This is a genomic window from Pseudomonas sp. Con_6 (assembly GCF_059379395.1).
The window spans coordinates 6,524,658-6,548,705 of record NZ_CM182011.1 but is presented as its reverse complement, the minus strand read 5'-3'; the positions used below and the strand labels follow the sequence as shown (position 1 = coordinate 6,548,705).

Genomic DNA, 24,048 nt, shown 5'->3' with positions numbered 1-24,048 from the left:
AGGACAAAAATGCTGCTTGCGACAAAGGGCCTACAAAGGTCATGGTCAAGGCGCGGGGAAAAGGGGCTAACCTGTAGTGGCAGGGTCGCGAAGGCCCATTCTTGACATGCCAGGCCGATTTAGGAGCACGCATGAACTTCCATACCCGCAAGTGGGTAAAACCCGAAGACCTCAACCCCAATGGCACCCTGTTCGGTGGCAGCCTGCTGCGCTGGATCGACGAAGAGGCGGCGATCTACGCGATCGTCCAGCTGGGCAACCAGCGCGTGGTGACCAAGTACATTTCCGAGATCAACTTCGTCAGCGCTTCGCGCCAGGGCGACATCATCGAGCTGGGCATCACCGCCACCGAGTTTGGCCGCACCTCGATCACGCTCAAGTGCGAAGTGCGCAACAAGATCACCCGCAAGGCGATCCTGACCGTGGACAAGATGGTCTTTGTCAACCTGGGCGAGGACGGCTTGCCGGCGGCCCATGGGCGGACCGAGATCAAGTACATCCAGGACCAGTTCCCGGACAGCGCCGTCGAGTGACTGACTTGAGGGCCTCATCGCTGGCAAGCCAGTTCCCACAGTGTCCGCGGCGCCGCTGAACCCTGTGGGAGCTGGCTTGCCAGCGATAGCGGTCTATCAGGTTGCAGGCTGCTCGCTGACCCCTTTCACAACCCGCCCCACCGTCAACCCCTGCACCAGGATCGACGACAGCACCACGATGTAGGTGATGCTCAGCAACAGGTCCCGCTCATCCCCCATCGGCAGCGACAGCGCCAGGGCCACCGACACCCCGCCCCGCAAGCCACCCCAGGTCAGTACCCGCACGGTGCCTTTCGGCACGCTGCGCCAGCGCCGCAGCAGGATGATGGCCGGGGCCACGGTCAGCAGCCGTGAAGCCAGCACCGCCACCGCCAGCACGCCACCGGCCGCCAGGTGCATCCAGTTGAACGGGAGCAGTAGCAGTTCCAGGCCGATCAGGGCGAACAGCAGGGCGTTGAGCATGTCGTCGATCAACTCCCAGAAACCGTCCATGTAGCGCCGGGTCATGTCATTCATCGCCAGGTTGCGCCCCAGGTTGCCGATGATCAGGCCGGCGACCACCATGGCGATTGGCGCCGACACGTGCAATTCGTAGCACATCGCCGAACCACCGATGACCAGGGCCAGGGTCAGCATCACCTCGACCTGGTACTGCTCGATGCTCTTGATCATGCGGTAGGTGGCGTAGCCGATCAGGCCACCGAAGATCACTCCGCCGATGGCTTCGCGGGCGAACAGGACCGCAGTATCGGCAACGCTGGGCGCTTCGCCGAGCTGGATGATGCCCAGCAGGACGGTGAACACCACCACCGCGGTGCCGTCGTTGAACAGCGACTCGCCGACGATGGTGGTCTTCAGCGGCTTTGAGGCATTGGCGGTCCGCAGCGCGCCGAGCACCGCGATCGGATCGGTCGGCGAGATCAGTGTGCCGAACAGCAGGCAGTAGATCAGGCTGACGTTCCAGCCAAACAGGGCGAACACCCAGTGGGCGAGGTAACCGATGACCACCGTCGCGATCAGCACGCCGAGGGTGGCCAGCAGGCCGATCGGCCAGCGGTAGCTGCGCAGGTCGCCGAGGTTGACGTGCAGGGCGCCGGCGAACAGCAGGAACGACAGCATCCAGTGCATCAGCAGGTCGTTGAAATCGATCTGGTTCATCAGGCCTTCGACCCGTTCTTCCAGGCCGGGGAAGCCGATCAGGCTCAGGCCTTGGAGCATCAGGGAGAACAGCAGGGCGGTGACCATCACGCCGATGGCCGGCGGCAGGCCGATGAAGCGGTAATTCACGTAAGTGAGGAGAGTGGTGAGGCAGATAAACGCGGCAACTAACTCGAGCATCCTGGTTCCTGTATTGGCTTCCGATTCTGTGCCCGCTTGCGGCGGACATAAGGTTTGATGGCCTTTTGATCGCTTTGGGACACAGTTTTTTTCAATGTCGCGATTGACAGCGTGCTGGCTGTTTTGTTGCGAGTGGTTGAAACTCCGCCGTCTGGTGCACGGACACGGTCCGTGGATGGCGAAGGAATCGAAACGTGGTAGCGACCTCCCTGGTGCTCGTCGCGGCACTGCTGCATGCAACCTGGAACACCCTGGTCAAGTTCAGTGGCGAGCGCTTGCTGATGATCGCCAGCATGGACAGCGTGGCGCTGGTGTTCGCTGTGGTGATGGTGGGTTTCGTCGACCTGCCGCCAGCGGAAATCTGGCCGTGGCTGCTGGCGTCGGCGCTGTGCGAACTGCTCTACCGTTTCCTGCTGATCCAGGCTTACAAGGTCGGCGACCTGGGTCTGGTCTATCCGTTGATGCGCGGACTGTCGCCACTGGTGGTGTTGGCCCTGACTCTGATGTTCGCCGGCGAGCACCTGAGTGGTCAGCAGATCTTCGGCATCCTCCTGATTCCTTGCGGCATGGCTTGCCTGCTCTGGCATGGGGGCGGTGGTGACCGCCTGCCCTGGAGCATGCTGCCGGTGGTGGTACTGATCGGCCTGTGCATCGGTTGCTACACCTGGCTCGATGGCCAGGCTATTCGCCGCTGGGCGCAGCCGCTGGACTACCTGGTGTGGCTGACCCTGGCTTGCTCCCTGCCATTCCCGGTGATCGCCAGCGTGGCGCGACGCGGGCCGTTCGTGATGTTCTGGCGCACCCAGTGGAAGCTCGGGCTGGCGGTCGGCGTCTGCGTCTTGCTGAGCTACGCTCTGGTGCTCTGGGCCATGCACCTGGGCTCGGTGGCGGAGGCGGCGGCGCTGCGCGAGGTCAGCGTGATCCTCGTGGTGCTGATGGGCATGCGCTACCTCAAAGAACCTTTCGGCGGGCCCAGGCTCTTAGCCTGTGCCCTGGTGCTGGTTGGCATGCTGGTGATGAAGCTCTGACCGCCCCCTGTTTTCCAACTGAGAAGGACCTGACCATGACTGTCGCTTTCTGGTGCGTGCTGATCGCGCTGATTCTGCCCTACCTGTGCACCACCCTGGCCAAGGTGGCCAGTGGACGCTTCAACCTGCGGCAGAACCATGATCCACGGGCGTTCCAGGAAACCCTGGAAGGCTTGCCGCGACGCGCTCATTCGGCGCAATTGAACAGCTTCGAAATTCTTCCGGCCTTTATCGCTGCGGTGCTGATTGCCGATGTGGTGGGCAATGCCGAGCAGGTGACCCAGGATGTGCTGGCGGTGCTGTTCATCACCAGTCGGTTGCTCTACATCATCTGCTACCTGGCGGACTGGGCGGCGTTGAGGTCGCTGGTGTGGTTCGTGGGGGTGGGGTTGATCGTGAGTTTCTTTGTGGCGTCAGTCTGATACGCGAACTCTGTGGGAGTCCAACATAGATCGAATGCTCGACGCGGACCTTGTGGGAGCGGGTTCACCCGCTCCCACAAGGTCCGCGTCAAGCCGGCTTATTTGGATTCGGTCTGCGGCATCTCAGGCAACGCCATCCCCTTCGGCCACAGCAACCAGATCTGCCCCTGCTGCTTCATGTTCCCCGCCAGTTCCCCCGCCGCCTGGCCAGTCCCCCAGAACAGGTCAGCACGCACCTCGCCGGTAATCGCGCCACCAGTGTCCTGCGCCGCCACCGGCCGCACCACCGGGCTGCCATCCGGGCGCGTTGTGTTCAGCCACAACAGGCTGCCCAACGGAATCACCTTGCGGTCGATCGCCACGCTGTAGCCCGCAGTCAACGGCACGTTCAGCGAACCGCGCGGGCCTTCGTTGCTGTCCGGGCGGGTGCTGAAGAACACATAGCTCGGGTTGCTCGCCAGCAGCTCCGGCACCCGCGCCGGATTGGCCTGGGCCCAGGCATGGATGGCGCCCATGGTCACGTCTTCCTTATTCAACTGGCCCTGCTCGACGAGCCAGCGCCCCACCGGGCGATAAGGGTGACCGTTCTGATCGGCGTAACCCAGCCGTAGCTGTCGGCCGCTGTCCAGTTGAACCCGGCCCGAACCCTGGATCTGCAGGAACTGCAGGTCCATCGGATCTGTCAGCCAGGCCACCACTGGGGCATTCAGGCCCTGGCGCTGGATCACTTCGGCGGTGTCGTAGGGCTTGAGCACCCGGCCTTCGAGACGGCCACGCAGGCGCTTGCCCTTGAGCTCGGGGTAGACACTGTCGAGGTTGACCACGATCAGGTCGTCCGGGATGCCATAGACCGGCACATGGGCGCGTTCGGTGCGGGTTTCGCTGCCCGGATACACGGGTTCGTAGTAACCGGTGATCAGGCCGTTGGTGCTGTTTTCCGCCGAGCGCAGGCTATAGACCTCCAGCTGGGCACCGAGGAATTCACCGATCTTGCGCGCATCCGCCGGCACGTTGGCTGCGGCGGCGCAGGTTGGGCCCCATACCGCATCGTTCTTCAGCCGCTGGCAGGCGCTGCGCCAGGCCTCGAAACCAGCCACCAGGTCGCTGTCGGTGACTGTCGGCAGGTCTTGCCAGGTGGCATGGGTGTAGGTAGCGATCGGGTGCGGTTTGGATTTCTCCGGGGCGCCGCCATTGCAGCCGGCGAGCAGGGCGAACAGGGAAAGGATCCAGCCGAGGCGGCGCAGGGGGATGTTCATGCGGGTATTTCCTTGGGGACCGGCGCCGCCGATGAAAGCAAGCGCACAATCCATGTTTTTCATGGGGGTATTGGTCTTTGCCGGTCAGGCGAGGATACTGGCCGCCTTTTTTACCGTGAGCCGATGACCATGATGCTCAAACGTTGTTCCGTCGTACTGTTGGCCTGCCTGACCTTGACCGCCTGTGGCGGCGTCGATCCGAACTCGCCGCTGGGCCAGCGCAAGGCGATCTTCAAGCAAATGCTCAAGACCAGCGAGGACATGGGCGGCATGCTCCGCGGGCGCCTGGCCTTCGATGGGCAGAAGTTCGCCGATGGTGCGGTGAAGCTTGATGCACTGTCCCACGAGCCGTGGAAGCATTTCCCACAGGTCAAGGAGACGGATGATACCAGCGCGCGGGCGGATGTCTGGGAGAAACAGGCACGCTTCCAGGAACTGGCGCGGCAGTTGGAAGGGGCGACGGGGGAGTTGGTGGTGGCTAGCAAGGCCCAGCCTTTAAAGGCCGAAACGGTGCAGGCGCCGATGGACAAGGTCGAGGCGGCGTGCAAAGCCTGTCATACGGAATTTCGTAACCATTGATGTTCCGGGACCGCTTTGCGGTCCTTTCGCGGGCAACGCCCGCTCCCACAAGGATCGCGGCGGACCTAGAACCTGTGGGAGCGGGCGTTGCCCGCGATGGCGTCGGACCTGGTTACTGATCCAGCTCCTGCAACGCCGACTGCAGTTCCTTGTTGGCCTCCGCCAGCTTGTCCTTGCGCTTGTTGATCTTCTCCGCGTCGCCTTTCTTCATGGCCTTGTCCAGGTCCTTCTTGCGCTGCGCCACTTCGTGGCGGGCATCCAGCACCTTCTGTTCGCGCTCTTTGCGCAACCCGGCGTCGGTGCAGTGTGCTTGCACTTCGCTCAGGGCCTTTTCCAGGCCGGCCTGTTGCTCGGCGTTGCCATGGCTGCGGGCCTGCTCGATCTGTGCGCTGATGCTCTGCTGCTTGGCAGCGCAGCCGGTGAGGCCTGGCTGTTCCTCGATGGCGAAGGCAGGCGCGGCCAGCAGGGCGCAGGCGCTGAACAGGGCAAGCAGGGAAGTCGATTTCATTTGAGGCTCCGTCATCGGGCAGGCAGAACCTGTGATGCTGCCCTGATCCACGAGATTTAGAAACCCTCGATTGCCTGTTCAGCCAGACGAGCAGCAAGACTGCGGACCTGCGGGTGCTCGAAAAATGCTACCAGTTGCCGTGCTCGCAGCGGCCCCACCCCCGGTTCTTCCTGCCATCGCTCTGCGCTGCGCCCGGCCAGCGACGCCCAGGAATCTCCCAGCGCCAGCCGCGTCGGCGCCGGTACCCCCAGCGCCCGGGCCCAGCGTGTGAAAGGTTGTGCCCGGGCCGCCTGGAATGCGCCGTACAGTTGCTGGCTGCTGCGCTCGGCAATACCGTCGATTTGCACCAGATCGTCCGCCAGCAGCCCGACCCAGCCATCCAGGCTGTCCAGGCGCCCGGCCTCCAGCAGTTTGCGCCAGGTGCCCGTCCCGACCCCTGGCATGTCCAGGCCCTGCTTGCCCGCCAGCCATTCCAGCCGGGCGATGAACTGTTCCTGGCAACCCTGGCTCGGCTGCCAGCAACTGAGGGCGTGATAGTCGCCCGCTTGCGGCGGCGTTACTGGCTCGTCGCGCGAGCCCTGTTGCAGCACCTCGTCGACCTGGGGAATGGTCAGCCCCGCCAGGCTGATGAGCACCTGGTCGCCCGGCTGGATATCCAGTTCCTCCCAGCGTTGCAGCGAGCCGACACTGACCCGGCGCACCAGGCGATCGTCAAGGCGGACCGGCTCGACGTGGACCAGCGGAGTGATCCGCCCGGTCCGCCCGACCCGGAAGTCCACCCCGCGCACCTGCGCCAGCGCTTTGGCGAACGGGTACTTCCAGGCCGCGCTCCAGTGCGACGAGCCAGCCTGCCAGCGCATCGCTGGCGGTTGCCGGCCCTGCTGCAGGACCACGCCGTCGCTGGCGAAGGGCAGGGGCGAGCGGTACCAGTGCTGTCGCCAGTGCGCGGCCTCTTCGAGGCTGGCGACGGGCTGGCTGAAATGCTCGGTGTTGGGCAGACCGAGAGCGGTCAGTTGGGTGAAGCGCTGGCGCAAGTCCTGAGGACCGTTGGGCCAGGCCCAGACGAACAGGTCCAGGGCTGCCGCGTCTTCAGGGCTGATGACCTGTCGCGCCATCAGCCCGGCGACGCGACTGCGTACGTTGAGGCTCCCGGCTTCGGCCTGGACATGCCCGTCCAGACGCCAGAACAGTTCACCCTGCAGGGTCAGGTCGCGGGCCTTGGCCAGTTCGCGCAGGGCGACGGGGAACGCCGGGATATGCCGGCTCCAGTCGTGGCCATGGATGCCGTCGCCACGGCTGATCACCTGCACCAGCTGGCCGCCGCGATACACCAGGGTGGCCGCCACGCCATCCACCTTCGGCTGGATCCACAGCTGCTTGCGGCCATTCAGCCAGGCCGCGACTGCCTGATCGTCGGCGAGTTTGCCCAGTCCGGTGTGGGCCACGGGGTGGCGCACAGGTCCGGCGGCACTGGCCAGCGGGTTGCCAGCCTCCGCGCCGTTGCCGGGAAAGCAGGTGCGCAGCCGCTCCAGGCGGGCGCGGTACTGGTCGTAGAGTTCGTCGCTGATCGATGACTGGCCGAGGCTGTGGTAGTCGATGTCCCACTGGTCGATGCGCGACTGCAAGGCGCCGATCCGTTCGGTGGCTGTCTCTTGCGGCCAGTCGGGACAGACGCTGGCGAACGCGGGCAGGGTCAGGGAGAACAGCAGGAGGGCGATGAGGCGTGGCATGGCGAGCGTCCTTGCTCCGGGGAAGACAACCCCAGCCTAGAAAGGCCTGCGCAAACTGCCCGTTCAGCTTTGTCAGGACATTTTTCCCAGGTACAAAAAAGCCCCGGCCAGAGCACTGGCCGGGGCTTTCGTGACAGCGATTACCGAGTGTTACAGGCCGGCAGCGGCGCGCAGGGCGTCGACGCGGTCGGTACGTTCCCAGGTGAAGGTGGTGAAGGTGTCGTCCCCCACGGTCTTCTGCTGCGGGGTACGGCCGAAGTGACCGTAGGCAGCGGTTTCCTGGTACATCGGGTGCAGCAGGTCGAGCATGGTGGTGATGGCGTACGGACGCAGGTCGAAGCACTCGCGCACCAGCTGGACGATCTTCTCGTCGGAGATCTTGCCGGTGCCGAAGGTGTTCAGCGAGATCGAGGTCGGCTGGGCCACGCCGATGGCGTAGGAGACCTGGATTTCGCAACGCTCGGCCAGGCCGGCGGCAACGATGTTCTTGGCCACGTAGCGACCGGCGTAGGCCGCCGAACGGTCGACCTTGGACGGGTCCTTGCCGGAGAACGCGCCACCACCGTGACGGGCCATGCCGCCGTAGCTGTCGACGATGATCTTGCGACCGGTCAGGCCGCAGTCACCCACCGGGCCGCCGATGATGAACTGGCCGGTCGGGTTGATGTGGAACTGGGTGCCCTTGTGCAGCAGCTCGGCCGGCAGGGTGTGCTTGACGATCAGCTCCATCACCGCTTCCTGCAGGTCTTTCTGCGAGACTTCCGGGTTGTGCTGGGTCGACAGGACCACCGCGTCGATACCGACCACCTTGCCGCCTTCGTAACGGCAGGTGACCTGCGACTTGGCATCCGGACGCAGCCATGGCAGCAGGCCGGACTTGCGGGCTTCGGCCTGGCGCTCGACCAGACGGTGGGAGAAGCAGATCGGCGCAGGCATCAGCACGTCGGTTTCATTGCTGGCGTAGCCGAACATCAGGCCCTGGTCGCCGGCACCCTGGTCCTCCGGCTTGCTGCGGTCGACGCCCTGGGCGATGTCCACGGACTGCTTGCCGATGATGTTCATCACTGCGCAAGTGGCGCCGTCGAAGCCGACGTCGGAGCTGTTGTAGCCGATGTCGGTGATGACGTTACGGACGATGTCTTCCAGGTCGACCCAGGCCGAGGTGGTGACTTCGCCGGCGATGATGGCGACACCGGTCTTCACCAGGGTCTCGCAGGCCACGCGGGCGTATTTGTCTTGCGCGATGATGGCATCCAGCACCGCGTCGGAAATCTGGTCGGCGATCTTGTCCGGGTGACCTTCAGATACGGACTCGGAGGTGAAAAGGGAGTATTCGCTCATCTCGACGGGTTCCTGAATTTAAAAAGGGTGATTGTTGCCAGTCGGCCGCTGGAAATGGCGGACCTGGAGCTGGAAACCATTACGTAAGCCCACATAGAGGCTGTCTCCGGGAGCCAGTCCCGCAGCGCACGCCCAACGAAGCAGGTCGTCCTGTTCAAAGCCCAGCCAGAGGTCGCCGCAGGCTTCGCGGGCCCAACCCTGGTCGTGGCTGCACAACTCGGTAAGCAACAGGCTGCCGCCTGGTTTGACACGTCCGGCCAGTTGCACGAGCGCGGCGGCCGGATCGCTGAAGTGGTGCAGGACCATGTTCAGCACCACGCAATCGGCCTGGGCGTCAGTCGTACTGAGGGCATCGGCCAGTTGCAGGTTTACGTTAGCCAGGCGTTCGCGCTGGCAGACCTGGCGCGCCAGGTCGAGCATGGTCGGGCTGTTGTCCAGCGCGGTGACCTGGGCGAAGCGGCGGGCCAGTTCGGGGAGGAATTCGCCATCGCCCGGGCCGACTTCCAGCGCCGTGGCGCCGGGTTCGAAGCTCAGTTTGTCGAGCAGGGCGAGGAGGCTTTCGCGGTACTGGGCGAGGCCGGCGATCAGGTCCTGCTGGGCGCGGAATTTCTCTTCGACGCGCAGGAAGAAGTCCTGGCTGGTGGCCGCGCGGCGCTGCTGGACCTGGCCGATGCGCACCTGCATCTCGCCGGGCAGCGGCAAGCCGTCGACTTCTTCGAGCAGCGCGGCGTGCAGCTTGCCGCCCAGGCTCAGGCTGTCGGGCAGGGCGCGGCGGTAGAAGATCGCGTTGCCTTCGCGGCGGGTCGCCACCAGCTCGGCCTGGGCCAGCACCTTGAGGTGGTGGCTCATGCCGGACTGGCCGATGGCGAAGATCTGCGCCAGTTCCAGCACGCCGAACGAGTCGTTGGCCAGGGCGCGCAACACGTTCAGGCGCAGGGGATCACCGCCGGCCTTGCACAGGGCCGCCAGGCGTTCGCTTTGCTGCTGCTCGGGAACGGGTACGCGAATGTTCATGGGCCGGCAGTCTAGTCATGGCCAACCGGCGTCGCAAGACCAATATCAAAAAGTTTTGATATTGCGCGATGGGCGGAGCGAAAACTGCCGACGCGGCCGGCATTTTCGGCTGTTTCGTCGGTCAAACCACGGAATCGCCGTGCAATCGCAGGAAAATCGTTCCAGTTCGACCATCCGTGATTGCCCCGGGAGGTGTGCCTGGGCGAAAATGGCCGCCTTTTTTTCCGTCACTCCCTTTTCAGTTTTCCAGGAGACAAGCGATGCCCAGCCGTCGTGAGCGTGCCAACGCCATTCGTGCCCTCAGCATGGATGCCGTGCAGAAAGCCAACAGCGGCCATCCCGGTGCCCCAATGGGCATGGCGGATATCGCCGAGGTCCTGTGGCGTGACTTTCTGAAGCACAACCCGAACAACCCGGCCTTCGCCGACCGCGACCGTTTCGTCCTGTCGAACGGCCACGGTTCCATGCTGATCTATTCGCTGCTGCACCTGACCGGCTACGACCTGTCGATCGACGACCTGAAGAGCTTCCGCCAGTTGCACAGCCGCACCCCGGGCCACCCGGAGTTCGGCTACACCCCGGGCGTCGAGACCACCACCGGCCCGCTGGGCCAGGGCCTGGCCAACGCCGTGGGCTTCGCCATCGCCGAGAAGGTGCTGGGCGCCCAGTTCAACCGTGAAGGCCATGACGTCGTCGACCACAACACCTATGTGTTCCTCGGCGACGGCTGCATGATGGAAGGCATCTCCCACGAAGTCGCTTCGCTGGCCGGCACCCTGGGCCTGGGCAAGCTGATCGCCTTCTACGACGACAACGGCATCTCCATCGACGGCGAAGTCGAAGGCTGGTTCACCGACGACACGCCGAAGCGTTTCGAAGCCTACAACTGGCAGGTGATCCGCAACGTCAACGGCCACGACGCCGACGAGATCAAGACCGCCATCGAGACCGCGCGCAAGAGCGCGCAGCCGACCCTGATCTGCTGCAAGACCATCATCGGCTTCGGCTCGCCGAACAAGCAGGGCAAGGAAGACTGCCACGGCGCTCCGCTGGGCAACGACGAAATCGCCCTGGCGCGCAAGGAACTGAACTGGAACCACGGTCCGTTCGAAATCCCTGCCGACATCTACGCCGAGTGGAATGCCCGCGACGCCGGCGCCAAGCTCGAAGCCGAGTGGAACAAGCGCTTCGACGCCTACGCCGCCGCGTTCCCTGAGCTGGCCAGCGAGCTGAAGCGCCGCCTGAACGGCGAGCTGCCAGCCGACTTCGCCGAGAAGGCCGCCGCCTACATCCAGGAAGTCGCTGCCAAGGGCGAGACCATCGCCAGCCGCAAGGCCAGCCAGAACACCCTGAATGCCTTCGGCCCGCTGCTGCCTGAACTGCTGGGCGGCTCCGCCGACCTCGCCGGTTCCAACCTGACCCTGTGGAAAGGCTGCAAGGGCGTCAGCGCCGAAGATGCCAACGGCAACTACATGTTCTACGGCGTGCGCGAGTTCGGCATGACCGCGATCATGAACGGCGTCGCCCTGCATGGCGGCCTGGTGCCTTACGGCGCGACCTTCCTGATGTTCATGGAGTACGCCCGCAACGCCGTGCGCATGTCGGCCCTGATGAAGCAGCGCGTGATCCACGTCTACACCCACGACTCCATCGGTCTGGGCGAAGACGGCCCGACCCACCAGCCGATCGAGCAGTTGACCAGCCTGCGCAGCACGCCGAACCTGGACACCTGGCGTCCGGCCGACGCCGTCGAATCGGCGGTGTCCTGGAAGTTCGCCCTGGAGCGCAAGGACGGCCCTTCGGCGCTGATCTTCTCGCGTCAGAACCTGCAGCATCAGGACCGCGACGCCCAGCAGATCGCCGATATCGCCCGTGGTGGCTATGTCCTGAAGGACTGCGCCGGCGAGCCTGAGCTGATCCTGATCGCCACCGGTTCCGAAGTGGGCCTGGCCGTCCAGGCGTTCAACAAGCTGAGCGAGCAGGGCCGCAAGGTCCGCGTGGTGTCGATGCCGAGCACCAGCGTGTTCGACACCCAGGACGCTGCCTACAAGCAATCGGTACTGCCGGTGCAGGTTGGCGCGCGTATCGCCATCGAAGCCGCCCATGCCGACTTCTGGTACAAGTACGTCGGCCTGGAAGGCCGCGTCATCGGCATGACCACCTACGGTGAATCGGCTCCGGCCGGCGCGCTGTTCGAGGAATTCGGCTTCACCCTGGAAAACATCCTGGGTACCGCCGAAGAGCTGCTGGAAGACTGATGTAAGGACCTGCAGTCCGCTCGTCCCGACAAGCCCGCTCCATCAGGAGCGGGCTTGCCCGCGAATGGAACCCTGAATTCTGCAGGTTGTACCGATGGATCTGTCCGTGAGTCCCCCAATGCCCCAACCGCGTCCCTACAAAGTTGCACTCAATGGTTACGGCCGTATCGGTCGTTGTGTCCTGCGCGCACTGGTCGAACGCGGGGCAAAGGCGGGCTTCGAGATCGTCGCGCTGAATGATCTGGCCGACCAGGCCAGTCTCGAATACCTGACTCGCTTCGACTCCACCCACGGGCGTTTCCCCGGCGAGGTGAAGGTCGATGGCGACTGTCTGCATATCAATGGCGACTGCGTGAAGGTTTTGCGCAGCGCCACTCCCGAGGGCATCGACTGGGCGGCGCTGGACGTCGACCTGGTGCTGGAATGCTCCGGGGCCTACAACACCCGTGCCGACGGCCAGCGTTTCCTCGACGCCGGCGCGCCGCGGGTATTGTTCTCGCAACCCATGGCCAGTGAAGGCGATGTCGACGCCACCGTGGTCTACGGCATCAATCAGGACTGCCTGACCGGCGCCGAGACCCTGGTTTCCAACGCCTCCTGCACCACCAACTGCGGCGTGCCGCTGCTGCGCGTGCTGGACCAGGCCTTCGGCATCGACTACGTGTCGATCACCACCATTCACTCGGCGATGAACGACCAGCCGGTGATCGACGCCTATCACCATGAAGACCTGCGCCGCACCCGTTCGGCGTTCCAGTCGGTGATCCCGGTGTCCACCGGTCTTGCCCGCGGCATCGAGCGCCTGCTTCCGGAACTTGTCGGGCGAATCCAGGCCAAAGCCGTGCGGGTGCCGACGGTCAACGTGTCGTGCCTGGACATCACCCTGCAGGTGCGTCGCGATACCACGGCCGCCGAGGTCAACCAGGTGTTGCGCGAAGCCGCCACCAGCGGCCCGCTGCGGGGATTGCTGGCTTACACCGAGCTGCCCCATGCCAGTTGCGATTTCAACCATGACCCGCATTCGGCCATCGTCGATGCTAGCCAGACCCGAGTTTCCGGCCCACGCCTGGTGAACCTGCTGGCCTGGTTCGACAACGAATGGGGGTTCGCCAACCGTATGCTCGACGTCGCCGACCATTATCTGCGCGTCGTTGACACCCACCGCACCACCGCCAAACAGCCCTGAAGGACTGCATTCATGACCGTTTTGAAGATGACCGACCTCGACCTGCAAGGTAAGCGCGTACTGATCCGCGAAGACCTCAACGTCCCTGTGAAGGACGGTGTGGTTGCCAGCGATGCGCGCATCCTCGCTTCGCTGCCGACCATCAAGCTGGCCCTGGAGAAGGGCGCGGCGGTGATGGTCTGCTCGCACCTGGGTCGTCCGACCGAAGGCGAGTTCTCTGCCGAGAACAGCCTGAAACCGGTCGCCGACTACCTGAGCAAGGCCCTCGGTCGTGAAGTGCCGCTGGTGGCCGACTATCTGGATGGCGTCGAGCTGAAGGCCGGCGACATCGTCCTGTTCGAGAACGTGCGCTTCAACAAGGGCGAGAAGAAGAACGCCGACGAGCTGGCGCAGAAATACGCCGCGCTGTGCGACGTGTTCGTCATGGACGCCTTTGGTACCGCGCACCGTGCCGAGGGTTCGACCCATGGCGTCGCCAAGTTCGCCAAGGTCGCCGCAGCCGGCCCGCTGCTGGCTGCCGAGCTGGATGCCCTGGGCAAGGCCCTGAAGGCCCCGGCCAAGCCGATGGCGGCCATCGTCGCCGGCTCCAAGGTTTCCACCAAGCTGGACGTGCTGAACAGCCTGAGCCAGATCTGCGACCTGCTGATCGTCGGCGGCGGCATCGCCAACACCTTCCTCGCTGCTGCTGGCCACAAGGTCGGCAAGTCGCTGTACGAAGCCGACCTGGTCGACACCGCCAAGGCCATCGCGGCCAAGGTCAACGTGCCGCTGCCGGTCGACGTGGTGGTGGCCAAGGCCTTCGCCGAAGACGCCGAAGCGACCGTCAAATCCGTGGCTGATGTGGCCGACGACGACATGATCCTGGACATTGGCCCGAAAACTGCCGAGCAGTTCGCTGAACTGCTGAAATCGTCGAAGACCATCCTGTGGAACGGTCCGGTCGGCGTCTTCGAGTTCGATCAGTTCGGCAACGGCACCAAGACCCTGGCCAAGGCCATCGCTGACAGCGCCGCATTCTCCATCGCCGGTGGCGGCGACACCCTGGCGGCCATCGACAAATATGGCGTGGCAGCCGATATCTCCTACATTTCTACCGGTGGCGGCGCCTTCCTCGAATTCGTCGAGGGCAAGGTCCTGCCAGCGGTCGAAGTGCTGGAACAGCGGGCCAAGGCCTGAAGCGTCCGGCACCAGGGAAAGGGAGCGAAGCAATGATCAAGCGACTGTCACTGTTGGTCATGACCGCCGCGCTGGGCGCCTGCTCCAGCACGCCGGACGCCGCTCCCGGTACGCCCGCCGCCGAGAAGGGCGGTTGCTACCAGTCCGAATGGCAGGCCGAGACCGCGCCGGTGATCAACAAGCGCCTCGGCCCTGACGGCCTGGAAAAGTACGACGACGAACACCAACGCCGGGCCAAGGGATGCCCTTGATCGGTTCGCGACAACCTGTCACCCGCTTTGTGGTCTGCTGGAGGGATTGGATGAAAGGTGTTCTGGCCGTGGTGGCCATGGCAGTGCTCGCCGGATGCGCAAGCTTCAAGTCCGAGCCCCCGGTGGCCGACAACTGGACCACCTGGGTCTGCGATAGCAAGGCCCAGGTGCTCTGGCGCCAGGTCGGCAACGACATGGACGTGCGCCTTGGCGGCGGCGACCAGGTCTACCGGCTCAAACCTGAGCCGGCGGGTTCCGGGGCGCTGTACAGCGATGGCGTGCTGGCCTTGCACACCAAGGGCGATGAGGGCCTGGTGTACTGGGTGGCGACCAACGATCTGATAGGGCGGGGCTGCAAGGCACCGTGACTGGCCGGGCCGGCCTTGCGGCGGCCCACACAACTTGAACAGCAATCCGCCGTTGCGGCAGGCTTGCACGAAATAACGACGCTTGTCGGGAGAGAGATACACAATGGCACTCATTAGCATGCGCCAGATGCTGGACCACGCCGCCGAATTCGGTTACGGCGTTCCGGCTTTTAACGTCAACAACCTCGAGCAGATGCGCGCCATCATGGAAGCGGCCGACAAGACCGACTCCCCGGTGATCGTCCAGGCTTCCGCCGGTGCCCGCAAATACGCTGGTGCGCCGTTCCTGCGCCACCTGATCCTGGCCGCTATCGAAGAATTCCCGCACATCCCGGTGTGCATGCACCAGGACCACGGCACCAGCCCCGACGTCTGCCAGCGCTCGATCCAGCTGGGCTTCAGCTCGGTAATGATGGACGGCTCGCTGCGTGAAGACGGCAAGACCCCGTCCGACTACGAGTACAACGTCCGCGTGACCCAGCAGACCGTGGCATTCGCCCACGCCTGCGGCGTTTCCGTGGAAGGCGAGCTGGGTTGCCTGGGCAGCCTGGAAACCGGTCAGGCCGGTGAAGAAGACGGCGTTGGCGCCGAAGGCATCCTGGATCACAGCCAGATGCTGACCGACCCGGAAGAAGCCGCGGACTTCGTCAAGAAGACCCAGGTCGACGCCCTGGCCATCGCCATCGGTACCAGCCACGGTGCCTACAAGTTCACCAAGCCGCCTACCGGCGACATCCTGGCGATCGACCGCATCAAGGCGATCCACCAGCGCATTCCGAACACCCACCTGGTGATGCACGGTTCGTCCTCGGTTCCACAGGACTGGCTGGCGATCATCAACGAGTTCGGCGGCGACATCAAAGAGACCTACGGCGTGCCGGTCGAGGAAATCGTCGAAGGCATCAAGCACGGCGTGCGCAAGGTCAACATCGACACTGACCTGCGTCTGGCGTCCACCGGTGCGATCCGTCGCTTCCTGGAGCAGAACAAGTCCGAGTTCGACCCGCGCAAATACTTCGCCAAGACCGTCGAAGCCATGCGTGACATCTGCATCGCCCGTTACGAAGCCTTCGGCACCGCCGGCAACGCTTCGAAGATCAAGCCGGTGTCGCTGGACGAGATGTACCTGCGCTACGCCAAGGGCGAGCTGGCCGCCAAGGTCAACTGAGTCCGGGTTGCGTAAAGAAAGGGGGACCGCCAAAAGCGGTCCCTTTTTTATGGTTCATCACGGAATACCGGGAAGCTTTGGGTTTAGTGGCGGTATCGGTATCGCGAGCTTATCCATTGCGGGCGGCGAAGCCACCGGCCCCTTCCGCCTCTACGGCGGGTCCATTTTGTCTTGGCAAAATAGACGAAAACCGCTTGCTCCTGCATCCGGCCCTGCGCTGCGCTGCGGGTCCCCTCCCTCCGGCGCCTGCCGGGGCTACGCGGCCTACGACTTGCTTCGCAAGTCTTCACCTCGCGTCTTCGGCTGCGCCGAAGGTGCTGCGCACAGCCCCGGCAGGCACCTCCGCTCGGCCTCCTGACGTCGCGAGTTACGGGTGGCGACACGAAAGACCCATCTTCGAAAACAAGATCGGCATCGGTAGCCCAACATAACAAGACGCCGCGCTCTTGCTTTTGCTGTTATGTGCGCGAAGGTTCAGGCGCCGCAAATTGCGACCTCAGCCGGCCGAGTGGAGGTGTCTTGCGGGGGCAGGTGCGCAGCACCCTTCGGCGAAGCCGAAGCGCGAGGTGAAGACTTGCGAAGCAAGTCGTAGACCGCGGGCCCACGCAAGGCGCCGGAAGGAGGGGACCCGGAGCGAAGCGCAGGGCCGGCTGTGGGAGCGAGCGGTTTTCGTCCATTTTGCCGCAACAAAATGGACCCGCCGTAAAGGCGGAAGGGGCCGGTGGCGTCACCGCCCGCAATGGATAAGCTCGCGACACCGACACCGACACCGACACCGACACCGACACCGACACCGACACCGACACCGACACCGAACATTCAACCCCCAAGTTTCCCGATATACCGTGAAGAACCTTTTTTATGGAACCACATGCCTCATGGATCCAGCGCGGACCCTGTGGGAGCGGTCCCCACATGGACCGATGTCGCTGCGAAAATGGCGACCTCAGGCCACGACGACTACCCTCACCGAGTTTTGTGAACTCCATCACATCCATCTGGTCCGATATCAATTCGCCATTCGACTAGACCGTTAGTCGGCGAACGATCTATTGGCCTTTGGCCAGCTTTAGATTTGTAACACTCGGGTCTAGAGTGAAAACCGGCAGATTTTCATTCGGACAACTGACGCGGTTGCCAAAAGAGAAGCAGCATGGAATGCGCTCAAACCCCCGTACAAGAGGGCGGCTCAACGCTACTGGTGGTTGATGACTACCCGGAGAACCTGATCAGCATGCGGGCGCTGTTGGCACGCCAGGACTGGCAGGTGTTGACCGCAAGCTCTGGCATCGAAGCCCTGAGCACCTTGCTCGAACATGAGGTCGATCTGGTCCTGCTGGATGTGCAGATGCCGGAAATGGACGGCTTTGAAGTCGCCCGCCTGATGCGTGGCAGCCAGCGCACGCGATTGACGCCGATCATCTTCCTTACCGCCAACGAACAGAGCCAGGCTGCGGTACTGAAGGGTTACGCCAGCGGTGCGGTGGACTACCTGTTCAAACCTTTCGATCCGCAGATTCTCAAACCCAAGGTGCAGGCCCTGCTCGACCAGCAGCGCAACCGCCGCGCCTTGCAGCGTCTGACCCGCGACCTGGAAGCGGCCCGCGCCTTCAACGCCTCGGTCCTGGAAAACGCCGCCGAGGGCATCCTGGTGGTGGCCGAGGACGGTGTCATCCGCTTCGCCAATCCGGCCATTTCGCGCCTGCTCACGGCGTCGGTGGACCAGTTGCAGGGCGCTTGCCTGCTGGAGTTCGTGCTGTCGCCGGCCGCCACGCAGTGGCGCGAATCGGCCTTCTACCAGGCCTATCTGGAACGGGATATCTACCGCCTGCACGACGCTGTGCTGCGCACCAGCAACGGCCAGGCCTTGTCGGTGGCGCTGTCCTGCGCGGCGTTGCCCGGCGAGCAGCGGGCCATGGTGGTGACTGTGCTGGATATGTCGGTGGTGCGCAGCCTGCACCAGCAACTGGAGCAGCAGGCGGTCACCGATCCACTGACCGGCCTGCTCAATCGTCGCGGCTTCTACCAGGCGGCGGAAAGTGCACTGGTGCGCAGCGAACATTCGGACAAGCATCACGCGTTGATTTACCTCGACCTCGACGGCTTCAAGCGGGTCAATGACTCCTTGGGCCACGAGACCGGCGACCAGGTGCTGCACTGGGTCGCCGAGCAGTTGAAGGACTGCCTGGGCGGCCACGGCATCCTGGCGCGCATGGGCGGCGATGAATTCACCGCGCTGCTGGACGACCTCGACTATCCGGAGCAGGCCGCGCGATTCGCCGAGAAATGCATCGAGCGCATGTCCATCCGCCAGCACATCGACGGGCTGGAGGTGATTCTCGGGGTCAGCATCGGCATTGCCATCTACCCCGATTGTGGTGCCAACCTCGACAATCTGCTGCGCGCGGCCGACACGGCGATGTACGCCGCCAAGCAGGCCGGGCGCCAGCAATACCGTTATTACGACGAAGACCTCAACGGCCGCGCCCGTTCCCGGCTGATGCTGGAAGACAGCGTGCGTGCCGCTGTGGATAACCAGGAATTCACCCTGGTGTTCCAGCCCCAGGTGGCGTTCAGCGACGGTCGCCTGCGCGGTTTCGAAGCATTGTTGCGCTGGCGTCACCCCAGCGTCGGCGACGTGCCGCCGGGGCTGTTCCTGCCGTTGCTGGAGGAAGCGCGGCTGATCAGCCGCCTCGCCAGCTGGATCTACAGCCAGGGTGCCGAACAGCGGCGGCGCTGGTGCGGGCACTTCCCCGACGAGATCACCCTCGGTATCAGCTTGAGCAAGGTGCAGTTCGCCATGCCCAATCTGGTCGACGAACTGGCCCAGGTCATCGCCAGCGCCGGGTTGTCCGCCAGCCAACTGGAGGTCGAGATTGCCGAGACCTCGCTGACTGATAACCTCGACGCCGCCCTGCGTCAGTTGCACAAGCTGCGCGAGCTGGGCGTGCGGGTGGCGCTGGACGACTTTGGCGCAGGTGACTGCTCGTTGCGCCTGCTGCGCGATCTGCCTATCGATACCCTCAAGCTTGACCGGCACCTGGTGGCGCTGCTGCCGGAGTCACAGGCCAATGTGGCCTTGGTGCGCTGCGTCATCGAGCTATGCCAGCAGTACAACATCAGCGTTATCGCTGAAGGCGTGGAAACCCTGGCCCAGGCCGAGTGGCTGCGCGAGAATGGCTGCCAGTACGTCCAAGGCTTCCTGGTGGCGCGGCCGATCACCGCCGACGAGGCGGGGCGTTTCCCGGCGTTTTTTGACTGGTGCACCCTGTAGTTCGGTACACTGCCGGCTTTGCCCCGTTATCCGCCGCAGCCATGACCGTTCTCAAGTACCTGCAAGCCTACCCGCCCGCGCTGCAAGACCAGGTGCGCCAGTTGATTGCCCGTGGTCAGTTGGGCGATTACCTGGAGAAGCGCTATCCGGGCCGGCATGAGGTGCAGAGTGACAAGGCGCTGTACACCTACGCCCAGAACCTCAAGCAGGAACACCTGCGCAATGCGCCGAACTTGGACAAGGTGCTGTTCGACAACCGCCTCGACCTGACCCATCGGGCCCTCGGCCTGCATACCGCAGTGTCACGTGTGCAGGGTGGCAAGCTCAAGGCGAAGAAGGAAATCCGCATTGCCTCGCTGTTCCGCGAGGCAGCGCCGGAGTTCCTGCGGATGATCGTGGTGCACGAGCTGGCGCACCTCAAGGAAGCCGATCACAACAAGGCTTTCTACCAACTTTGTGAATACATGCAGCCTGGTTACCACCAGCTTGAATTCGATTTGCGTGTCTACCTGACCTGGCGAGACTTGCTGGGCAATCAGTGAACCAAAGGGATTTTTTCGCATGGAAGTGAGCAAGACCAAGAGCAGTTTCTACCGTCGCCTGTACGTCGCCTGGCTGATTGACAGCCAGACCGCCAGCAGCGTCCCGGCCTTGATGGCCGCCACCGGCATGCCCCGGCGCACCGCGCAGGACACCATCGCGGCGCTGGCGGACCTGGATATCGTCTGTGAGTTCGAGCAGCAGGCGGGGGCGCGGAATCACGCCGGGCATTACCGGATCCGCGATTGGGGGGCGATCGACAAGGGGTGGATCATCCAGCATCTGCGCACGATCCGCGAAGTGTTGGGATATCCCTGATACCCCGCGATTCTTCGGCCTGCATTGGATCCTGTGGGAGCGGGCTTGCGAGCGAATGGCCGGCATGGGCGATGATGTTGCTTGGTCGGGCCTCATCGCTGGCAGGCCAGCTCCCACAGGGGGAAGTGGTGCTTTCGAAACTGGCCTATCCCCGTCGCATCCCGATATGCGGAATCCCATCTTCCAGGTAAGCCTCACCCACCACCTCGAAGCCATGCTTGCGGTAATACCCCTGCAGGTGCGCCTGCGCCGAGAGGTACACCGGCACATCCGGCCAGTTCTCCTGGGCTTGCTCCAGCGCGCGGACCATCAGCTCATGCCCCAGCCCATGGCCGCGTCCGGCCTCGGACACCACCACCCGGCCGATCACCACGTCGCCACCCTGGGAAATCGGGTCCAGCAAGCGCAGGTAACCTAGCAACTGGTCATCGCGCCAGGCCATCAGGTGGCAGGTATCACCGGCCAGGTCCTGGCCGTCGAGGTCTTGATACGGGCATTTCTGTTCCAGCACGAATACCTGGTTGCGCAGGCGCAGCACGGCATACAGCTGTTCCTTGCCAAGGTCGTTGTGGTGCTTGCAGATCCAGTCGATGGACATGGGCAACTCTCTCAAAGGGTTCGACCCCGAGCATAGCCCGGTGTAATACGCGGCCGAAAGTCAAAGAGCCCGCAAAACCGGCAAGAATAGAGGCACATGGCTATTATCTACTGATGCCACACGGACGGATGTTTGTGTAATCTGGCCATCGCGGTTGAATTTGTTGGCACTGAAATTCCCAGCGGTCAAACCAGAACGCGGAAAGCCTCCGCTATAGGATTTGAGCATGCGGCACTTGCTCCGAGTCTTGTGTTTGCTTGGAATGTTGTCAGTTACCCCGGTTCACGCCGAAACCCTGCGCCTGGTCGCCGATGCCTGGCCGCCCTTTACCGATGCCAGCCTGGAACAGGGTGGGCTCGCCACTGCCATCGTGAAGGCGGCGCTCAAGCGTGCAGGCTATATCAGCGAGTTCGAGCAGGTGCCTTGGGCGCGGGCCCTGATGGGCATCAACGATGGCCGCTACGATGTGCTGGTCAACGCTTGGTACAACGATTCGCGCACGCGCATCGGCCAGTTCTCCGGCGGTTATCTCACCAATCGCATCCGCTTGCTCAAGCGCAAGGTCGACGCGATCCAGTTTGAAAGCCTCTCCGATCTTTACCCGCATTCCATCGCTGTGGTTCGCGATTACGCCTATTCCGACGACTTCGATAACGATATGCGCCTGCAAAAAGTGCCGGTGCGCAGTTTTTCCGTGGCCATCGGCATGTTGGCTGCCGGGCGGGTGAGTCTGGCGGTGGAAGACGAGTACGTCGCCAGTTGGTTTCTCCAGCGCGAGCACAGCAACGTCAAGGACATGGTGGAGTTCTTCGGCAAGCCGGTCAGCGAGAACGACCTGCATATCCTGGTCAGCCTGAAGCACCCCCGGCACGAGCAGATCGTTGCCGATTTCGACCAGGCCATCACCGAGATGAAGGCCGACGGCAGCTACGCGCGGATCGTCGACAGCTATGGCCTCAGGCCGGCGGCGTCCCCTTGATCAGGTGCGCGGCGAGGGTGCGCAGCGGGCCCAGGTGGCGGGCGATCAGGGCCAGCTGGGTCTGTACCGTCCGCAGGTTCTCGTCCATTTCCTCGGGCATCTGCTCCAGCTCGCCGGCCAGGGCTTCCTCGGCGTCGCTGTGGATTGCCACCGGCTGCTTGCCGGCCAGGCCGCCGGCGATCTCTTCCAGGCTCTGCGCCAGTTTCTCTCCGGCGGCGTCGATCAGCTGTTCGCGGGCCTCGGCGGGCAGGGTGCTTTCGCGGTGCGCGCCGAGGGCCGAGAGGTAGCTGAGCAGGGTGTGCGAGAGCACCAGGAAGCGGAAGCCGACGTCCGCCTCCTTACGGAAATGCCCCGGTTCCATGAGCATGTTGGCCAGGGTAGTGGACAGCGCCGCATCGGCGTTGTGCGCGTTGCGTCGGGCCAGGCGGTAAGCGAGGTCATCGCGCTTGCCCTGGGCATATTGCTGCATGATCTGGCGCAGGTACACGCTGTTGCAGGTGAGGGTGTTGGCCAGCACCTTGTTCAGGCGCCGGCCCTGCCAGTCCGGGAGGAACAGGAACACCGCGGAAATGGCGATCAGGCTGCCCACCAGGGTATCGAACAGGCGTGGCAGGAACAGGCCGTAGCCGTCGCCGATCTGGTTGAAGCAGAACAGCACCATCAGCGTTATCGCTGCCGTTGCCAGGGTGTAGCGGGTGGTGCGGTTGACGAAGAACACCACCCCGGCGGCCACGGCGAACAGCGACTGGATGAGCGCGTTGGGGAACAGGTCGAATAGCGCCCAGCCGACCGTCAGGCCGATGGCAGTACCGATGATCCGCTGCACCAGTTTGCGTCGCGTCGCCCCGTAGTTGGGCTGGCAAACGAACAGGGTGGTGAGGATGATCCAGTAGCCCTGGGTCGGGTGGATCAGGTGCACCATGCCGTAACCGGCGGCCAGTGCCAGGGGCAGGCGCAGGGCGTGGCGGAAGATCAGCGAGGTCGGCGTCAGTTGCTGGCGCAGGCGGCTCCACACGTCCGCCAGGTTGCGCGGCGAGCGGTCGAGCAGGCTCGGGTCGGTGTTGTCGGCCAGGCTGTCGGGGTTGCTGGCGTCGCTGAGCAGGCGGTCGAGAGTCGCCAGGTTGGCGGCCAGAGCGCGCAGCGAGCGGAGCAGGCCGCGCCAGGCCGGGTTGCTCTGGATACGCAGGTGCTCAAGCGAGGCGTGCAGGTCTTCCAGGGCTTCGGCGAAACCGGTTCTCAGGACGAACGGCTGGCGCAACTGGATGGACGCCGACAGTTCATGGCAGGCCTTGCCCTGCTGGCGCAGCAGGCGCTGGCAGCGGAACAGCACATCGCTGTGAAAGAAGGCTTCGGTCAGGGCGTTGTACGGGTAGTGCGAGGAACTGGCGCGCTCGTGGATGTCCTGGGCGAGGAAGTACAGCTTGAGATAACGGCTGACCTTGGAGCTGGGCCGGCCACCGCCGACCCGGTGCAGGATGATTTCCTTGGCGGTGTTCAGCGCCGCCACCACCTTGCCGTTCTGCTGCGCCAGTTCCAGGCGCCGGGCCTCGACGTCGAGGCCGCGGATCGGCTCGAACAGGCTGGACTTCAGCTTCAGGTAGATGCCCAGTTCGCGGAACAGCCGGGCCAGCGCCTGCTGCACCGGCTGGTTGGAAAACAGCGCCTGCCAGAGCACCGAGAGCAGGCCGTACCAGGCCGCGCCGGCCACCAGCAGCAGCGGCTCGTGCCAGAAGTCGGTCACCTCGCCGCCGCGCTGGTCGACGCCGATCATGGTGTACACCGAGAGGATCAACGTGGCCTGCGCGATCGCCCCGTAGCGTTCGCCAAGGGCGCCGAGCATGGTCAGGCAGAAGGCCGCCAGGGCCATGGCAGTGACGAAGATCCACGGGTAGGGGAACAGCAGCTCCACCGCCAGCGCGGCCACGGTGAAGCACACCAGGGTTACTGCCAGGGCGTTGAGGCGCCCCTGCCAGCTGTCGTCGGTCTCGGCCAGGGCGCTGGCGATGATACCGAGGAACAGCGGGATCAGCAGGTTCATCTGGTCCTGATACCAGCACAGCGCCATGCTGCCGGTAAGGGCGATCAGAACCCGGATGCTGTAGCTGAACTTGTCCAGCGCCCACAAACGACGCAACGATTGGCTGAAAGAAGAAGACGGCATGGTGACGGGCAGGCCTGCTGGG

Annotated in this window: 22 protein-coding genes; 14 read left to right on the top strand and 8 right to left on the bottom strand. The window is 64.0% G+C overall.

Features of this window, described 5'->3' with window-relative positions; translation table 11 throughout:
- Window positions 1-131 precede the first annotated feature (131 nt).
- The gene (locus tag AC5QPF_RS29570; protein ID WP_003257757.1) at window positions 132-533 is read left to right on the top strand and encodes an acyl-CoA thioesterase; all 402 of its coding nucleotides are present in this window, start codon (window positions 132-134) and stop codon (window positions 531-533) included.
- 96 nt (window positions 534-629) lie between these two features.
- Here the strand turns inward: AC5QPF_RS29570 and AC5QPF_RS29565 are convergent, their stop codons facing one another.
- Window positions 630-1,871 carry a cation:proton antiporter domain-containing protein gene (locus AC5QPF_RS29565; protein ID WP_494961123.1) on the bottom strand — a complete coding sequence of 414 codons (1,242 nt, stop codon included), beginning with the start codon at window positions 1,869-1,871 and terminating at the stop codon, window positions 630-632.
- Window positions 1,872-2,065: 194 nt separating this feature from the next.
- Here AC5QPF_RS29565 and AC5QPF_RS29560 point away from each other — a divergent pair, with 194 nt between their 5' ends.
- Together AC5QPF_RS29560 and AC5QPF_RS29555 are read left to right on the top strand one after the other, a co-directional pair.
- Window positions 2,066-2,899, top strand: coding sequence for an EamA family transporter (locus AC5QPF_RS29560; protein WP_494961122.1), 834 nt, complete (start codon window positions 2,066-2,068; stop codon window positions 2,897-2,899).
- 35 nt (window positions 2,900-2,934) lie between these two features.
- A complete protein-coding gene (locus tag AC5QPF_RS29555) occupies window positions 2,935-3,321 on the top strand; it encodes an MAPEG family protein (protein WP_494961121.1) in 387 nt (128 codons plus the stop codon).
- Window positions 3,322-3,419: 98 nt separating this feature from the next.
- Here AC5QPF_RS29555 and mltA read toward each other — a convergent pair whose 3' ends face one another.
- The gene (gene mltA / locus AC5QPF_RS29550) at window positions 3,420-4,577 is read right to left on the bottom strand and encodes an MltA domain-containing protein (protein ID WP_494961120.1); all 1,158 of its coding nucleotides are present in this window, start codon (window positions 4,575-4,577) and stop codon (window positions 3,420-3,422) included.
- A gap of 129 nt (window positions 4,578-4,706) precedes the next feature.
- Here mltA and AC5QPF_RS29545 point away from each other — a divergent pair, with 129 nt between their 5' ends.
- Entirely contained in the window at window positions 4,707-5,156 is a 450-nt protein-coding gene (locus AC5QPF_RS29545; protein ID WP_494961119.1) for a cytochrome c, read from the top strand.
- A 112-nt stretch (window positions 5,157-5,268) separates the two neighbouring features.
- On the opposite strand, the gene AC5QPF_RS29540 is transcribed toward AC5QPF_RS29545, so the two are convergent.
- From AC5QPF_RS29540 to AC5QPF_RS29525, 4 genes are all read right to left on the bottom strand, one after another.
- Window positions 5,269-5,664 (bottom strand): DUF1090 family protein, encoded by a 396-nt coding sequence (locus tag AC5QPF_RS29540; protein ID WP_494961118.1) that lies wholly within the window; start codon window positions 5,662-5,664, stop codon window positions 5,269-5,271.
- Window positions 5,665-5,720: 56 nt separating this feature from the next.
- Window positions 5,721-7,394 (bottom strand): NAD-dependent DNA ligase LigB, encoded by a 1,674-nt coding sequence (gene ligB, locus AC5QPF_RS29535; RefSeq protein WP_494961117.1) that lies wholly within the window; start codon window positions 7,392-7,394, stop codon window positions 5,721-5,723.
- 150 nt (window positions 7,395-7,544) lie between these two features.
- Window positions 7,545-8,735, bottom strand: coding sequence for a methionine adenosyltransferase (gene metK, locus AC5QPF_RS29530; RefSeq protein WP_009399333.1), 1,191 nt, complete (start codon window positions 8,733-8,735; stop codon window positions 7,545-7,547).
- A gap of 18 nt (window positions 8,736-8,753) precedes the next feature.
- A complete protein-coding gene (locus AC5QPF_RS29525) occupies window positions 8,754-9,749 on the bottom strand; it encodes a metalloregulator ArsR/SmtB family transcription factor (RefSeq protein WP_494961116.1) in 996 nt (331 codons plus the stop codon).
- A 260-nt stretch (window positions 9,750-10,009) separates the two neighbouring features.
- On the opposite strand from AC5QPF_RS29525, the gene tkt reads away from it, so the two are divergent.
- From tkt to AC5QPF_RS29480, 9 genes are all read left to right on the top strand, one after another.
- The gene (gene tkt / locus AC5QPF_RS29520; protein WP_494961115.1) at window positions 10,010-12,007 is read left to right on the top strand and encodes a transketolase; all 1,998 of its coding nucleotides are present in this window, start codon (window positions 10,010-10,012) and stop codon (window positions 12,005-12,007) included.
- Window positions 12,008-12,125: 118 nt separating this feature from the next.
- Window positions 12,126-13,193: an erythrose-4-phosphate dehydrogenase gene (gene epd, locus AC5QPF_RS29515; RefSeq protein ID WP_494961114.1), complete on the top strand. Its 1,068-nt coding sequence runs from the start codon at window positions 12,126-12,128 to the stop codon at window positions 13,191-13,193.
- A gap of 12 nt (window positions 13,194-13,205) precedes the next feature.
- A complete protein-coding gene (locus tag AC5QPF_RS29510; RefSeq protein ID WP_494961113.1) occupies window positions 13,206-14,369 on the top strand; it encodes a phosphoglycerate kinase in 1,164 nt (387 codons plus the stop codon).
- A 32-nt stretch (window positions 14,370-14,401) separates the two neighbouring features.
- Window positions 14,402-14,620 carry a hypothetical protein gene (locus AC5QPF_RS29505; RefSeq protein WP_458979442.1) on the top strand — a complete coding sequence of 73 codons (219 nt, stop codon included), beginning with the start codon at window positions 14,402-14,404 and terminating at the stop codon, window positions 14,618-14,620.
- A gap of 50 nt (window positions 14,621-14,670) precedes the next feature.
- Complete coding sequence (locus tag AC5QPF_RS29500) at window positions 14,671-14,988, top strand: MliC family protein (protein ID WP_494961112.1); 318 nt, start codon at window positions 14,671-14,673, stop codon at window positions 14,986-14,988.
- 103 nt (window positions 14,989-15,091) lie between these two features.
- Entirely contained in the window at window positions 15,092-16,156 is a 1,065-nt protein-coding gene (gene fba, locus AC5QPF_RS29495; RefSeq protein WP_009399343.1) for a class II fructose-bisphosphate aldolase, read from the top strand.
- Window positions 16,157-17,309: 1,153 nt separating this feature from the next.
- Entirely contained in the window at window positions 17,310-19,430 is a 2,121-nt protein-coding gene (locus AC5QPF_RS29490) for an EAL domain-containing protein (RefSeq protein ID WP_494961111.1), read from the top strand.
- A 41-nt stretch (window positions 19,431-19,471) separates the two neighbouring features.
- A complete protein-coding gene (locus tag AC5QPF_RS29485; RefSeq protein ID WP_494961110.1) occupies window positions 19,472-19,972 on the top strand; it encodes a YgjP-like metallopeptidase domain-containing protein in 501 nt (166 codons plus the stop codon).
- A gap of 19 nt (window positions 19,973-19,991) precedes the next feature.
- On the top strand, window positions 19,992-20,288 hold the full coding sequence (locus AC5QPF_RS29480) for a winged helix-turn-helix domain-containing protein (protein WP_330077536.1): 297 nt from the start codon (window positions 19,992-19,994) through the stop codon (window positions 20,286-20,288).
- A 145-nt stretch (window positions 20,289-20,433) separates the two neighbouring features.
- Here AC5QPF_RS29480 and AC5QPF_RS29475 read toward each other — a convergent pair whose 3' ends face one another.
- Entirely contained in the window at window positions 20,434-20,886 is a 453-nt protein-coding gene (locus AC5QPF_RS29475) for a GNAT family N-acetyltransferase (protein ID WP_494961109.1), read from the bottom strand.
- Window positions 20,887-21,112: 226 nt separating this feature from the next.
- Between AC5QPF_RS29475 and AC5QPF_RS29470 the strand changes: the two genes are divergently transcribed.
- Window positions 21,113-21,865, top strand: a complete 753-nt coding sequence (locus tag AC5QPF_RS29470; RefSeq protein ID WP_494961108.1) for a transporter substrate-binding domain-containing protein — start codon at window positions 21,113-21,115, stop codon at window positions 21,863-21,865.
- On the opposite strand, the gene yccS is transcribed toward AC5QPF_RS29470, so the two are convergent.
- Window positions 21,843-24,026 (bottom strand): YccS family putative transporter, encoded by a 2,184-nt coding sequence (yccS, locus tag AC5QPF_RS29465; protein ID WP_494961107.1) that lies wholly within the window; start codon window positions 24,024-24,026, stop codon window positions 21,843-21,845. The genes AC5QPF_RS29470 and yccS overlap by 23 nt on opposite strands.
- Between the last annotated feature and the right edge of the window lie 22 nt (window positions 24,027-24,048).